General features: G+C 37.8%; 13 protein-coding genes and 1 pseudogene. 2 read left to right on the top strand and 12 right to left on the bottom strand.

Annotation, left to right across the window (positions count from 1 at the left end; all coding sequences use genetic code 11):
- Positions 1 to 839: 839 nt before the first annotated feature.
- Together ID12_RS13215 and ID12_RS13210 are read right to left on the bottom strand one after the other, a co-directional pair.
- Positions 840 to 1949, bottom strand: coding sequence for a response regulator aspartate phosphatase (locus ID12_RS13215; RefSeq protein ID WP_050827286.1), 1110 nt, complete (start codon positions 1947 to 1949; stop codon positions 840 to 842).
- 388 nt (positions 1950 to 2337) lie between these two features.
- On the bottom strand, positions 2338 to 3186 hold the full coding sequence (locus ID12_RS13210; RefSeq protein WP_050827285.1) for an SMI1/KNR4 family protein: 849 nt from the start codon (positions 3184 to 3186) through the stop codon (positions 2338 to 2340).
- Between the two features lie 191 nt (positions 3187 to 3377).
- Between ID12_RS13210 and ID12_RS13205 the strand changes: the two genes are divergently transcribed.
- Both ID12_RS13205 and ID12_RS19535 read left to right on the top strand, forming a co-directional pair.
- Positions 3378 to 3797 carry a hypothetical protein gene (locus tag ID12_RS13205; protein ID WP_050827284.1) on the top strand — a complete coding sequence of 140 codons (420 nt, stop codon included), beginning with the start codon at positions 3378 to 3380 and terminating at the stop codon, positions 3795 to 3797.
- 200 nt (positions 3798 to 3997) lie between these two features.
- Entirely contained in the window at positions 3998 to 4084 is an 87-nt protein-coding gene (locus tag ID12_RS19535) for a hypothetical protein (RefSeq protein ID WP_234717188.1), read from the top strand.
- A gap of 73 nt (positions 4085 to 4157) precedes the next feature.
- On the opposite strand, the gene ID12_RS19020 is transcribed toward ID12_RS19535, so the two are convergent.
- The 10 genes and pseudogenes from ID12_RS19020 to spoVK all read right to left on the bottom strand — a co-directional run bounded on the left by ID12_RS19020 (position 4158) and on the right by spoVK (position 13500).
- Positions 4158 to 4316 carry a hypothetical protein gene (locus tag ID12_RS19020; protein ID WP_234717150.1) on the bottom strand — a complete coding sequence of 53 codons (159 nt, stop codon included), beginning with the start codon at positions 4314 to 4316 and terminating at the stop codon, positions 4158 to 4160.
- Between the two features lie 214 nt (positions 4317 to 4530).
- Positions 4531 to 5702 (bottom strand): annotated as a pseudogene (locus ID12_RS13200) (ribonuclease YeeF family protein); the annotation flags it as partial.
- Positions 5703 to 6105: 403 nt separating this feature from the next.
- A complete protein-coding gene (locus ID12_RS19530) occupies positions 6106 to 6768 on the bottom strand; it encodes a DUF3986 family protein (RefSeq protein WP_234717149.1) in 663 nt (220 codons plus the stop codon).
- Between the two features lie 199 nt (positions 6769 to 6967).
- Positions 6968 to 7123: a hypothetical protein gene (locus ID12_RS19600; protein WP_263490855.1), complete on the bottom strand. Its 156-nt coding sequence runs from the start codon at positions 7121 to 7123 to the stop codon at positions 6968 to 6970.
- A gap of 13 nt (positions 7124 to 7136) precedes the next feature.
- Complete coding sequence (locus ID12_RS13185) at positions 7137 to 7526, bottom strand: S8 family serine peptidase (protein ID WP_035700856.1); 390 nt, start codon at positions 7524 to 7526, stop codon at positions 7137 to 7139.
- Positions 7527 to 7961: 435 nt separating this feature from the next.
- On the bottom strand, positions 7962 to 9296 hold the full coding sequence (gene glnA / locus ID12_RS13180) for a type I glutamate--ammonia ligase (protein WP_007499421.1): 1335 nt from the start codon (positions 9294 to 9296) through the stop codon (positions 7962 to 7964).
- 60 nt (positions 9297 to 9356) lie between these two features.
- Entirely contained in the window at positions 9357 to 9767 is a 411-nt protein-coding gene (locus ID12_RS13175) for a MerR family transcriptional regulator (protein WP_007499423.1), read from the bottom strand.
- Positions 9768 to 9858: 91 nt separating this feature from the next.
- Complete coding sequence (locus ID12_RS13170) at positions 9859 to 11139, bottom strand: methionine gamma-lyase family protein (protein ID WP_050827282.1); 1281 nt, start codon at positions 11137 to 11139, stop codon at positions 9859 to 9861.
- A gap of 18 nt (positions 11140 to 11157) precedes the next feature.
- Positions 11158 to 12420 carry a GTPase HflX gene (gene hflX / locus ID12_RS13165; protein WP_017367291.1) on the bottom strand — a complete coding sequence of 421 codons (1263 nt, stop codon included), beginning with the start codon at positions 12418 to 12420 and terminating at the stop codon, positions 11158 to 11160.
- Positions 12421 to 12540: 120 nt separating this feature from the next.
- Positions 12541 to 13500 carry a stage V sporulation protein K gene (spoVK, locus tag ID12_RS13160; protein ID WP_008344008.1) on the bottom strand — a complete coding sequence of 320 codons (960 nt, stop codon included), beginning with the start codon at positions 13498 to 13500 and terminating at the stop codon, positions 12541 to 12543.
- Between the last annotated feature and the right edge of the window lie 307 nt (positions 13501 to 13807).

Genomic DNA, 13807 nt, shown 5'->3' with positions numbered 1-13807 from the left:
TTGCGGACACCGCAAACAAAAATAGCTCATACTACTTAACTGTACTTTGCTCCTTTTTATATTTCATTACTTTTATAATTCTATAAACTATTACAGCAACATAGCACACAACTAAGGTAATCAGATATTCAAAAGGAAAATCTCTTTGTACACCTTGATAAAGAAAAATTGCCAAAAGGACTGTAAACAAAACTATTTGAAAAACTTCTTTTTTTATCATCCAAATCCCCCGATATACTTTCACTTACGTTTTATACTTTTAATTACAATCCATGTTACCGTGAAATTATAAAACAATCAGTCTTAACATTCTACAGTCAGTTCCATATTTAGGATTTAAGTAACAAAATTGAAAGTATATACTATATTTGTTTTTACCTCAAATTGTTTTCTTCTCTTTCTTCATAAAAACATCCTGAAATTCTTCATAAATTTTTTTCGGTTTTTCAGAATCCCATGCTTTATACAGCTCTCGCATAAATATATACAGTGAAATTGGGTAATACCCGGAGTCCCTCCAACAGACACTGAAAGTCTCCTCTTCAAAAAGCTTAATTAATTCATTTGTTTTTTAGTATCTCTATACGCTGCCATCAAAGCAAATGGAGCAATTAATATAAAAAAGACTCCTTTATGGCATATTCTTTTACCAGAATACCATAAGAAGTCTGACGCTTTAATCCACTTTATCGTTTTTTAACCAATTAACCTCCAGAGCTACCTCTTGATGCAACTGTTTGGACATCTTCATGTAGAGGTTGAGTCAAACCGTTTGTAAAGAAAAGTGTACCTAGAGCTACCACAACTAGTGAAAATGTAATAAAAACCGACTTCTTCAATTAATTCACTCCTTTTCCTACATACTGGCTTGCGAGTAAGGCTCTTTTATAGTAATTTAATGATTGTTTCAGCAAGCCTCTCCCCTCTAAATATTTCGCCACATCAACCAGAATTTCCTCTAAATCAACCCATACTCTTTTCTCTTCAAGCTCTAAACACAGATTGTTTATATTGTTCAATTGAGAGTGATTTTTTTCATACAATAGTTCTTTTAACAATTTAAATTTTATTTGAAAAACGTTATGGTTGACTTGTTCTGATAAAGAAATGCCTAGATCTATCCATTCAATCGCGTCATTACTTTTACTGGAGATTTCTATTCTAGAAAGTTCATATAAACATCTCATCTTCAATAAATCTTGATTTTCGATCTCTTTATAACTCAACGTGCGCCTAAATAGTGCTGATGCTTCTTCTAAATTTTCTTTTTTGCTTTCTAGAAAACCCATATTGTAATATAGATGAATGATTAAATGATTGTCATTAATACTTTCGATCATATTCTCAGCTTCACTAAAAAGAGCTCTTGCTTTATCATATTCAAATTGATCAATTAAGTTTAACGCATGTAGCATCCTACAGTTAATCTGTCTTTTGATATATGTTTCATGCGCATTAAATGTGTCACACGCAATTTGTGCATGATATTTTGATAAAAAGGTCATTTTCAAATCATAAAATAGAACTGCGATTTTATAATGAAATTCAGCTTTTTCTATTTCATCATCAACATAAGCCAACTTTTTTTCAGCTATTCTGAAGTAACTTAATGCCTTATCATAATCTTGTAAGTAGTCATGATAGATCCCATTATAAAAGTAGAAGTAATATGACATGAGTTTATTTGTTTTTTCTTCTTTTTCGTCTGGAGCATTCCGCTGAAAGAATGGCTTATCTAAATTTCTGCTAATATTCTGAAGTTTCAGCTTAAGCCTAAAGCTCAACAGTTGATAGTACAAAAGAATATCTTGATTTTCTTCCATTAAATCAATTGCCCTGTCTATGTCATCTTGCATTTCTATAGCTGCCGATAAATCCCCTTTTTGTATCGCAAGATTCCAAGTGTTTAACATGTTTCCTACCTCCTGAGAGGCAATTAATCCTGACATTCCTTTACCCCCTTCTAAACAAATCCCTAGTATAATTCTAACACGCATTTTACAACATATGTAAAGTGAATCTGCTCATAATAGAAATTTTCGGTATCCCGCAAATATGATAATAATTGAATGGTATGTTGGTTAAAAGAGAGAGTAGCCAGAAAGGACTTGATACTTATTTCTTTTAGATTGACCACCTTCATTTTTTAAAAAGAAATTCACAAAATATTGTTTTGAAATTGATATAAAAAGACCTGACTGAGTTTCAGCCAGGTTCACGAAGGGGTCAATCTAAATTATATTATAATGAATTCAAAACAGATAATTAAACATCCGTTCTCATTCACTCTTTGAAAATTCACCCTATACAGTACACTCTACATGCTCTAATTTTGCCTTAATCTAAAAAATCAATATTAACAGCGAAATTTCCAGCTGTTACAGTTATCTGAGGAATTTCAGTTTTTTCAAAAATGTCTACAATTTCAAATAATGTCTTTTTTATAATATCGTTACTTGGCATTGTATCTACTCTTAATATAAGGATTGTGTCAATGCTTGCAGCTACTTCATAAAGAACGTCTTCATCTTTAACAGATTCAATATAGCTTTTTATTCTTTTAAAGAACCACTCTACTTCTTCTAAATCTTGTAACGGATATTTAGTAATTTGATGAATATCGGCTGGATCAGGTGCTTCTTTCTCTAAGATCGCTTCAAGTTCTGCTTTAGTTATATATTCCTCTTCTTCTTCTTCTTCGTATTCACCATCTGCTACTTCCTCGTCAACACTGTACTCAACTGTATAAAGCCCCTCAATGAATTCATCAAAGGAATCTGCTAACTTAAAGTCTTCTTCCATCTCAACATCAAAATAATGAATTGCAGGATTCTCTTTCGTTTTTCGATAATCCATTGCTACCCAAGTATGTCCATCCCCGTTGATCAAAACAAGCCCTTCTGGCAGCTCCCACTCTTTTATCAAATAGGCACTATCCATAATTCCTTCACCTTCAGCAATTCCCAGCAGGTGATTAAATTGAATATGATCCTCAGCCCATGAATTAGAGTGAGTGGTTGGAAAAGCATTATGAACGGCATAACCACCATTCTGTTCCATAATGAGCTTTTTATATGTATCTGGCAAAGTGACTCCAAGTTTCTTTTCAGCTTTAGCTATTTCTGCTTCGTCGATCTTTTTTAACGTATAGTAACCTTCCTCGTCTATTTCCCAAAATGATTTCAAGGTGAATGCCTCCTAGTAAAATATGCACATAAGTATACCATCTTGCTGAGTATATTTAACAATTTAGGCAAAATAAAAGAAGAATATTAGTTAATTAGTCATTCACGCTGTCTATTTTTGTCGAAACGATAGTAAAAAGAAGGTACTTCATGTAAAATTTCCTTTGCACCTAAAAATCAGGAGGATCCAATATGAAGAAATTATCTATATTCATTTTTATTTGTTTAATGATGCTAACAGCTTGCAGTAGCGCAGCATCAAATGAAAAACAGCTCACGACAGCCAATATTATTGAAGCTTTTAAAAGTGCTGGGCTTGAAGCAGAAAAACCATCTGATCTTAAACAAAAAGAGTTTGGAAATATAAGAGAAGAAGGAAAAAGGATTCTCGTTCCTTCCTTAGGTGAAAATGCTGGTGGAAGGATTTTTAAATTTGGAAATGAAACTGATTTACAGAAGGCGAAATCCTATTATGATGAGTTAGGCAATGCTGGATCTATGTTCTTCTCTCACACCTATTCAAAAGGAAACTTTTTATTACAAATGAACGGTGAAATGAAAGATTCTGAATTTGAAAAGTATAAGAAAGTAATGGATGAGGAAATAAAATAATTTCATATATTTTCAAAAGAAGGAAGGTCAATAAATGTCATCATTTTAGCTGCTAACAGTTATCCTTACGATTGTTATATTGGGTGTTTCTTTGATCTTTAAAAGAAAGAATGCACCTTTACAGTATGGAATACCATCGATTCTTATTCTCATGAGTATTATTAATAAGTTTTTTCGTAGGAAAGTGGGAAGGTTTAGGATTGGGTGCAATCAGTATATCTTTACTGATTGCATCTGTGATCACTTTAATTATAAATGCCATCTTGAGTTATTTTAGGAGTAAATAACATAGAGCAACTTCCCATTCAGAAGTTGCGTACTTTTTAATCTTCAGGGTACTCAAAGATAACGGACATGCTTTTAAAAGTGCTTCGACCCTTTCAATAATTGGAGGAAATGCTTAAGTGTTACCTTCTTCCCACCTTCCTTACGCTGCGGAATAAGGCTTGGTTCTGCTATATAGTCATTGTCATTTTTGACAGCAACACGAACGACCATATCCTTCCCTAAAATATGCATATGGCCACATTCCTCAGCACCTTTGTTCCGTATCCAGATTACGCCATTGATAAGGGAGGGTGTTTGATTGTTAGTGAGATTCTAATTTGAATTCATTTTTGAAAGAAAATCTTGAAGAACTAATTTTACTGGTGAATTCGCAGTAGTAGCCAACAAATGATTTGCATGCCATTCTATTGGTTTATTACATACCTGATTTGATCCATCTTTCCATAAACCCTTTCGCCCCAAACGGCAAAAGCATTCCAAGCGCCGCATTCATACTCGCCTCCTGCTGTTCTTTCGAGATCTTTTTCCCAAACATATCTCTACCAGTAATCGCTTCGCTGAAGCCGTTGGTCGCAATGAGGCCGTATAAACCTTTTTGGGATGTCTTTAGGGCATCAAAAGATTTTTGTGACGTCTTGTAGATATCGACCGCTCTGACTGCGGTTGATGTGGCTTGGGTGGTTTTATAGACCGCTTTTCCACCTTTAAAAATGCGCCCTACCCAGCCGACAATTGGGATGTAGCCAGTTGCCGCCATGCCACCTGCAGCGACTCGTTGGCCTGCGGTAAGCTCTTCGCCTGTGATTGGATCGACGCCCGTAGCTGCACGTTTTGCATCATTCACACCGGTTAGCTCATTGACAATGTTTCCCCCATAATCAAGGGCTTTTTCATACCAAGGACGGTTGGCTAGCGCTTTTTGTTCCTTTGCGATCTCGTGGGCTTCTTCTTGTTCTTTTTTAATTTTGAGATATTCAGCAGTTTGCTTCTCAATATCGCTTTTTGCCTTGTAGATTTCACTATCTTGAAATGCTTTTTTGTCAAAATTCAGAGGTGAAATAGATTTACCGTCATTCGTGGCATTGATCATTTCTGCATACAATGCCATTGTAGCTTGCTGCTCCGTTTCTGACAAAGCATATTCATCTTTTAAATTTTGATCTAGCTTTATTAAGTCTTTTACTGTCTTTTTTCGAACATCTTCAGCATCTTCTATTTTTTCATCAAAGGTTTTGCTATCGAATACCTCCAGTGAAATGAGGTCATCGATATCTTCAAAAATCGTTTTAAGAGCATTTTTTTGATCCTTCACAATGCTTTTAGCGTTTTTCATGACCTATGTACTGCATTGTCTAAAAAGTGTTCTTCTACAAAGGTGTCCCCGCCAAAGCTCGTATCATCAAGCGTACCAGATACACCATCATGAAAGGCTTTCTGCTTATCGATGAAGCTGATAAACATATCTACATTTCCGGCGAGCTCTTTGTAGAAACTTTTAATGTTATCCGCACCTTTCACAGTGAAATCGTCACGGAGATTTGCTACGCCTTGTAGTGCCTTTTTTAAATCAACCATTTGTTCACGGAGTTCCTGATAGGATTTCGCCCTTGTATCCATGGCACTTGTTAGTGCTTTTGCATCAAGTATCTTCCCCAGAAGAAGTCACTCCCTCCTATTCATTGACAAGGTCAATTTTACTAACACAAAACTTGTCATTAAATAGGAATAAAGATACAAAAAACACAACATAAAAGTGGGCACCCATTGTGGCACTTAAAGTGCCCAATGATCAGCGTCCACAGGTTCTTCTTTCTGGACAAAATATTCATGTTCGCTTTTTCTCGGCAATGCAAATAAAAAAAGTGCCCATAAAAATGGACACTTTGGTTCTATTATTCCCAAAATGCATCGCCTTCAGAATCAATATACTTCTAGAAAAGTTTTAAAGTCTACATAACAGTCTTTAAACAGATAAAGATATCTTCTTCTATATCATTTTATTTATTGTAACGTAAAAACGCTATGCTTTTATTAAACCATTTTCTTTTAGAAATTGTTCGAACAATGCATCACTTTTATCCTCAATATCTTCATCATCAATATTATACTCTCCAACCAACAAAACAAAATCATCATATTTTTCATATTTTTGTTCAAGTTTTATACCATAGCTTTCTTGATAAAAAAACAATAACCATTTCCCTGAATCTAAACTTTTTAAAAACACTCCTTCATAATCTAAATCATTTTCATAATAGCCTACATGCAAATGCATTGTATCGTCTAAGTTAAGCAACGTTGATCTCCCCTTTAGAAAATAACATGATGATCTTCTAGATTTGGTGGAACATGATAATGCAGAACAGCAGGTCTTCCATGTTTTATAGGTGCATAATCTAGTCTGAATAGTGGTTTTTTTGCTACGTACCTGTATAATGCACCCTCCTGATCCAGGGCCATCAATAATACGATTTTGAGGCGCCTTTAATGCTTTCTGCACATATGGTCTAGCTACTTTCCATCCTTTTTGCATTCCCTTTTTTCCAACTTGAGAAATTAATAATCTTAAAGCAGCAGCCACCACCGGTATCCACTGACCAGTTACACTGTCTTCTTTCAATTCAGCATTCTGACTCTGTAACGCTAAAGTTTCTTCTATTTCAATAAATACTGGATCATTCAAAAGAAAGTCAAATTCTTTATTAAAGTTTGAAACATCTATACTGGTATCCTCGTATCTTGTTCAATCAATTGATCACTAACCACAAGTTCACTATTCAGTGAAGTTACGCTCTAAGAATATGCTGGAGTCACCGCGAAAAACATAGAATAAAAGACAGTACTACTAAAATAAGCTTATTCTTCATATAAACCCTAGTTTCTCAAAAAAATTTAACTGTATCCATAACTGAATACCCATTTATTTTATCTGAATTTTTGATTTTTTCCCATGATTTTTTAGAGATTGTGGATTTATTATAAGAAGAATATTCTTCAAAAAAGAGAGCAGCAAGACCTGCCATGTAGGCAGCCGCCATTGAAGTACCACTACTATATAAAAAAGAACCATCTTTTGAATAACTTTTTATATAATGCCCCGGAAGTAACACATTTAAGGCCATTACCTACAGTTGTCCCTTTCCATATATCACCGTTCATATTTAATGCTCCTACAGCGATAACACCTTCAAATTTAGCAGGGTAGAGTATATCACTCTTTTCTTGTAACCCATAATTCCCAACCGATGATATTACAACAATAAGTGCCTCATCCAAATTTTCAGCCCAAGACTTTGGAACAACCAAAGTATTACCACTAAGGAACCTTACTAAAATATCATCCTCGGCTACTTTAAGTACATAACCTGCTTTATTAAGTTGTTCTCTTTTTCCTTTCTTAGATGCTTTAATCCAGTCTCCTTCTAAGAATTTGTTTTTCATCTGATAATCCTCCACCTTTTCCTGATCCGACTAAGCAGTTCATATAGATGAACACGATGTCCATCCTCTAAGCGATAAAGTAGGAACCACCGTTTTGATCGTTTGCGTGCCATCTTAGGCAGCCCCGTCTTCCTCTTCTTTTTAATCATTCTCGTCAGAATCGTCTTGCACACTTTGAGGGCAATCTAATCATTAGTAGCTGCTTCTCATCTTTCTGCATAGGTACAGCTTCGTTGGCTTGGACCTCATACTAGAAAAAATAGACACAGATTCAATGAATAATTATGAAGAGTATATCTCCAAGATAATGGAGTGGTTTTTTATCACTTTTTTGTGGGTGAATGGTGGGTGGTGCCTGCTTCATTTTAAAATATAAGAAACACTCATAAAAACAAAAATCCCCCTGAAGCCAATGGCTCCAAGAGGATTTCTTTATTAATACTGAGACATATACTGATCGCGTTCCCATGGGTGTACTTGGGTGCGGAACATATCCCATTCGATTTCTTTTGATTCGATGAAGTGCTCGAATAAGTGATCGCCTAGTGCGTTGATCATGACTTCGTTTGACTTGAGCAGCTCAAGTGCTTCTGCAAGTGTTGCAGGTAAGTCAGCGATGCCGTTTTCAAGGCGCTCTTCTTTGTCCATGACATAGATGTTTCTGTCGATTGGCGCTGGTGCGTCTAGTTTGTTTTTGATTCCGTCTAGACCTGCTGCAAGTAATACACTTAGTGCAAGGTATGGGTTTGCAGATGGGTCTACACTGCGTACTTCTACACGTGTGCTAATGCCGCGTGATGCTGGAATACGAATCAATGGGCTGCGGTTTTGTGCACTCCATGCTACGTAGCAAGGTGCTTCATAGCCAGGAACAAGACGTTTGTAAGAGTTCACCGTCGGGTTTGTGACCGCTGTGAAGCTTGTTGCGTGCTTCACGATACCTGCGATAAAGTGTCTAGCTGTCTCGCTTAATTGTAAATCTGCTTTTTCATCAAAGAATGCGTTTTTGCCATTTTTGAATAATGATAGGTTACAGTGCATACCAGATCCGTTTACACCGAACAATGGTTTTGGCATGAATGTCGCATGAAGTCCGTGCTTTCTCGCAATTGTTTTAACAACGAGTTTGAACGTTTGAATGTCATCACAAGAGCGGATAGCGCCTGCATATTTGAAGTCAATTTCATGCTGTCCAGGTGCTACTTCGTGGTGAGACGCTTCAATTTCAAAGCCCATTTCTTCAAGCTCAAGCACGATGTCACGGCGGCAGTTTTCGCCTAGATCTGTTGGTGCAAGGTCAAAGTATCCACCTTTATCGTTTAGTTCGAGCGTTGGCTCGCCTTTTTCGTCTAATTTAAATAAGAAGAATTCTGGCTCAGGTCCAAGGTTGAAATCACTAAATCCTAGTTCTTCCATTTCCTTCAAGATACGCTTTAAGTTGTTACGAGGGTCTCCATCAAATGGTGTTCCGTCTGGCTTATAAATGTCACAAATAAAGCGTGCAACTTTACCTTTTTCTGCTGTCCAAGGGAAAATAACAAACGTGTTTAGATCTGGATATAGGTACATATCTGATTCTTCGATACGTACAAACCCTTCAATAGATGAACCATCAAACATACATTTGTTATCGAGAGCTTTTTCTAACTGGCTCACAGGAATCTCAACATTTTTAATTGTTCCGAGAATGTCTGTAAATTGCAGACGGATGTACTTTACGTTTTCCTCATTTACTAATTTTACGATATCTTCTCTTGTGTACTTTGCCATTTCGTAAAACTCCTCCCCTACAAAAGGTAAAATGTGTATAGCAATGCTTTTGCTAATTGGTTAACGGAAGAACCTTGACATATCCCCCTGCCTAAAGGTCGTTCCTTGTTGGAAACGTCCAGCCTGAATGAGTTCCTTCTTCAGTAGCTTCCTGAGTTCATCATCTGTCAAGTTGTGCTTCGCTGTGGTTTTCTCCTCTGTCTTTGTTTCAGACGATGGATTTTCTGCCTCAGCTTTGGCAAAAAGTTTTTTGATTCCTGCCATGTTTACTCCTTGTTCGATGAGGTTTTTGATTTCTAGTAATTTATCAACATCATGGAAAGAAAATAATCGGCGATTCCCATCACTTCTAGCTGGAAATACTAAACCATTTTCCTCATAATAGCGAATTTGTCTTGCAGATAATTCTGTTAGCTGCATGACAATCCCAATTGGGAATAAAGGCATTGAGCGGCGAATGTTATCACTCATCTCAACTGTCTCCTCCTCTTTGCTTAAATTTATTATATGTCATGTTATATTATGTGTCAACGAAATGTTAGGAATATTAACATGGATTTTTTTATCGAGCAGGCACTTCAATAAAACCTTGCTCTAATAAGGCATCTACTGCACTGCAAATGGCATTTTTCACATGGGCGTACGTGAGACCGCCCTGAACATAGGCTGTGTAAGGCGGTCTAATCGGACCATCAGCTGATAATTCAATGCTGGCTCCTTGGACAAATGTGCCCGCTGCCATAATCACATCGTCCTCGTATCCCGGCATATAGCTTGCATGCGGTGTGACATGACTGTTAATCGGTGATGCATATTGAATCGCCTGACAAAATGCAATCATTTTTTTAGGGTCTCCAAATTCTACAGATTGAATCAAGTCGGTTCTTTTCGCATTCCACGACGGGTTTGTTTGGAACCCGAGTTTTTCAAGAAAACGCGCTGTAAACACGGCGCCTTTTAAACTTTGTGCAACAACATGCGGTGCTAAGAAAAATCCTTGATACATTTCTTGAAGCGCATACAGCGATGCACCCGCTTCACTGCCGATGCCTGGAGATGTCATTCGATAAGAGCAAGCTTCTACCCATTTTTCTTTACCGACAATGTAGCCGCCAGTTTTGGCAAGGCCGCCGCCTGGGTTTTTAATGAGAGAACCTGCCATAAGGTCTGCGCCCACATGACACGGCTCTTGTAATTCAGTAAATTCACCATAACAGTTGTCAACAAATACAATGATGTCCTCATTGATGTCTTTCACAAATGAAATCATTTGTTCAATTTCTTCTATTGTAAAGGATGGTCTTGACGCATAGCCTTTAGAACGCTGAATCCCGATGACTTTTGTTTTTTGGGAAATAGATTCTTTGACTTTATCGAAATCGACAGATCCATCTTGACGCAAATCAATGGCTTTGTAATCGATCTGAAAATCTTTTAATGAGCCTGTCCCTTCTTTGCCGCGAATCCCGACAATCTCTTCTAGGGTATCGTAAGGTTTCCCCGTCATGTAGATCAATTCATCACCAGGTCTCAGCACACCGAATAAGGCGATGGAAATGGCATGTGTTCCAGAAATGATCTGCGGGCGTACAAGACCGCTTTCCCCTCCAAATACATCCGCATAGATCTTTTCTAACGTGTCTCTTCCCATATCATCGTAGCCATAACCAGTTGTCGGGTTAAAATGAGAGTCGCTGACTTTATGTTTCCGGTAGCTTTCAAGAACCCGCCACTCATTTTGTTCGCTCTTTCGATCAATTTGCTGATGTATTTGTGAAATGTCTTGTTCTGCTTCTGCTGCTTTTTTTTCTAAAATGGTGCCATGTTTTAAAGTGTGAAACATCGTGATTTAATTCCTTTCCTACAACATATACTTCTTGATTTGTCCTAATATGGTTTGCTCCTCACCACTAAATCCAGTGATGTCATAAAGCTCTGCTTCCTTTTGGAATTCCAGTGATTCCACCAAGGTTTCTGACTTTAAGGCAGATATGAGTTTCCCTTCATATGCTGGAATCCTTACATGATATGGCTTTAAAAAATCTTTTTTCAGTTCAGCCATGATATCCGCTTTTAACCGCTTCACATCTTCCTCGCGCCTAGCACTGATTAAAATGTGGCGCTGCTTTGAGGAAGGGATAAAATCCGGCCGGATTTGGTCTTTTTTGTTATAGACTGTCAGCATCGGAATACGGTCAGCTTCTAATTCTTCTAAAAGCTTATGAACCGTTCGTTCATGACCTTCATAATCCTCATTCGAAGAATCGATCACATGAAGCAAATAGTCTGCTTCTTTTACTTCTTCAAGAGTGGAACGAAATGCTGCAATCAGTGTGGTTGGAAGGTCTTGAATAAAACCAACTGTATCGGAAATCAGTACACTGTAGCCAGATTCAAGTGTCATTTTACGCGTCATTGGGTCAAGTGTGGCAAACAGCAAATCTTCTTCATGGCTATCCGCTTCTGTTAACTGGTTAAACAATGTTGATTTCCCGGCATTTGTGTACCCGACAATAGCGATTTGGAATACGCCATTTTTCTTCCGTCGTTCCCGGTATCTCGTGCGATGTTCTTTGACTGCAGATAGTTGTCCGTGAATTTCGTGTATGCGATTTCGAATATGACGTCTATCTGTCTCAAGTTTTGTTTCACCTGGACCTCTTGCGCCAATTCCGCCGCCTTGTCTTGAAAGGCTGATCCCTTGTCCACTTAATCTCGGCAAGGCATACTGAAGCTGGGCAAGCTCTATTTGCAGCTTCCCCTCTCTTGTACGGGCTCTTTTGGCAAAGATGTCTAGAATCAATTGCGTACGGTCAATGATTTTCACATCTAAGGCAGTCGCCAAAGCTTTTAACTGGCTAGGCGAAAGCTCGTCGTTAAAAATAATAACGTCACAGTCTAACTCCTCGCAAAGCACTTCAAGCTCTTCCACTTTCCCTTTTCCGATGTAAGTCGCGCTGTCCTGTCTATTTCTTTTTTGCGTCATGATGCTGACAGCTTCACCGCCAGCTGTTTTGGTTAAGGAAGCTAATTCTTCCATAGAATATTGAAAGCGTTCATCCGTTATATGCGGCAGTTGACAGCCGACAAGGATCGCTTTTTCGATCATTTCATGTTCATTCAACGTCAGTTGTTTCCTTTCTGTACTTAAGTTTCAGTAGTACCATCATACCAAACACATCACACGTATACCACCATTCGGAAGGTTTAATTTCTTGTCTCTTTACAAAAAGGATACGCCATTTCAAGAAGGCGTATCCTCTTTCATTTGCAGATCATGGCTTTTAATCGTAAGTAAATCTTTTTTATCATAATGATCCACAAGAAGCAGCCTCATCGCCTGAGTTCGGATCGCTTTTTCAATGGTGTTTCGCACAAAACGGCCGTTGCTGAATTTGGCAGGACTCGTTGTGCTCTTGATGTGCATTAAATAATCTCGCAGTTTCCATTCTGCCTCTTGGGTAAAGACATATTCCCGATCGGCCATCATTCGTTTCGCAATATCCATCAGCTGATCGACCGTATAATCAGGGAAGTTGATATTGATCGGAAATCTCGATTGCAGACCAGGATTTAGAGAAAGAAAATGATCCATTTCCTTGGAGTATCCAGCTAAGATGAGGATGAATTCATGCTGCTTATCCTCCATATGTTTTACAAGGGTATCAATGGCTTCTTTCCCAAAATCTTTCTCTCCTCCGCGGGCAAGAGAATAGGCTTCATCGATGAACAAAATGCCGCCTAGTGATTTTTTAATCAAATCTCTTGTTTTTTGAGCTGTATGTCCAATGTACTCTCCAACCAGATCTCCTCGTTCCGCTTCAATTAAGTGCCCCTTTGAAAGAACATTCATTTCAAAGAAAAGCTTCCCGACAAGCCGTGCAACCGTTGTTTTCCCTGTGCCGGGATTTCCTTTAAACATCATATGAAGCGCCTGCTTTCCTACCTTTAATCCTTGTTCTTGTCTTTTTTGATTCACAAAAATCCAAGCATAAATTTCTTTTATGTTTCGTTTCATTTCATCCATCCCGACAAGGCTGTTCATTTCTCGTTCTATTTCTCGTAAGATGCTGTGTTTGGCCTCATTTTTTTGCAAGGCCTCTAGGTATTCTGCCTCTGAATCTGCATCAACCAATACTTGCTTCTGTCCATTAAGTATAATGTTGATTTGGCCGTTATTTTTATATGTGACAGCTCGCTCCAACGTATTCACCTCTCGCTCTTCTCTCTTTAATCTATTCGGGTGGAGCTGTAATCGTGACAATCGCCCGCACTAGCATCGGTTTACTGTCAAAATGACCCGAGATACCGGTTATTGTAGGGGATTGTGCGGTTTCCCAGGAAATGATGTGCTATTTCCATTGTATTCATCCATTTCGGGCGGACAAACCAACAATTTGTTTTTTCTTAGAAAAATGGCGCTTTTTCATCACAAATTGTGCAGAAAAGAGTCTCGATGATTTCCGCATTTTGTACAGGCAATTTTTCTATTTCCTCATAAAATAAAGACG

The organism is Bacillus altitudinis (genome assembly GCF_001191605.1).
Taxonomy (GTDB): Bacteria; Bacillota; Bacilli; order Bacillales; family Bacillaceae; genus Bacillus; species Bacillus altitudinis.
The sequence above is the reverse complement of the archived record's forward strand: the minus strand, read 5'-3'. Positions and strand labels throughout refer to the sequence as shown.

Coding starts and splice junctions, on each gene's coding strand:
- ID12_RS19600 (WP_263490855.1), bottom strand. CDS start 7,123: ATGGCGGCTGCCTACATGGCAGGTCTTGCTGCTCTCTTTTTTGAAGAA.
- ID12_RS13170 (WP_050827282.1), bottom strand. CDS start 11,139: ATGTTTCACACTTTAAAACATGGCACCATTTTAGAAAAAAAAGCAGCA.
- ID12_RS13215 (WP_050827286.1), bottom strand. CDS start 1,949: ATGTCAGGATTAATTGCCTCTCAGGAGGTAGGAAACATGTTAAACACT.
- glnA (WP_007499421.1), bottom strand. CDS start 9,296: ATGGCAAAGTACACAAGAGAAGATATCGTAAAATTAGTAAATGAGGAA.
- ID12_RS19020 (WP_234717150.1), bottom strand. CDS start 4,316: ATGCATATTTTAGGGAAGGATATGGTCGTTCGTGTTGCTGTCAAAAAT.
- ID12_RS13185 (WP_035700856.1), bottom strand. CDS start 7,526: ATGAAAAACAAATTCTTAGAAGGAGACTGGATTAAAGCATCTAAGAAA.
- ID12_RS13205 (WP_050827284.1), top strand. CDS start 3,378: ATGAAGAAATTATCTATATTCATTTTTATTTGTTTAATGATGCTAACA.
- ID12_RS13175 (WP_007499423.1), bottom strand. CDS start 9,767: ATGAGTGATAACATTCGCCGCTCAATGCCTTTATTCCCAATTGGGATT.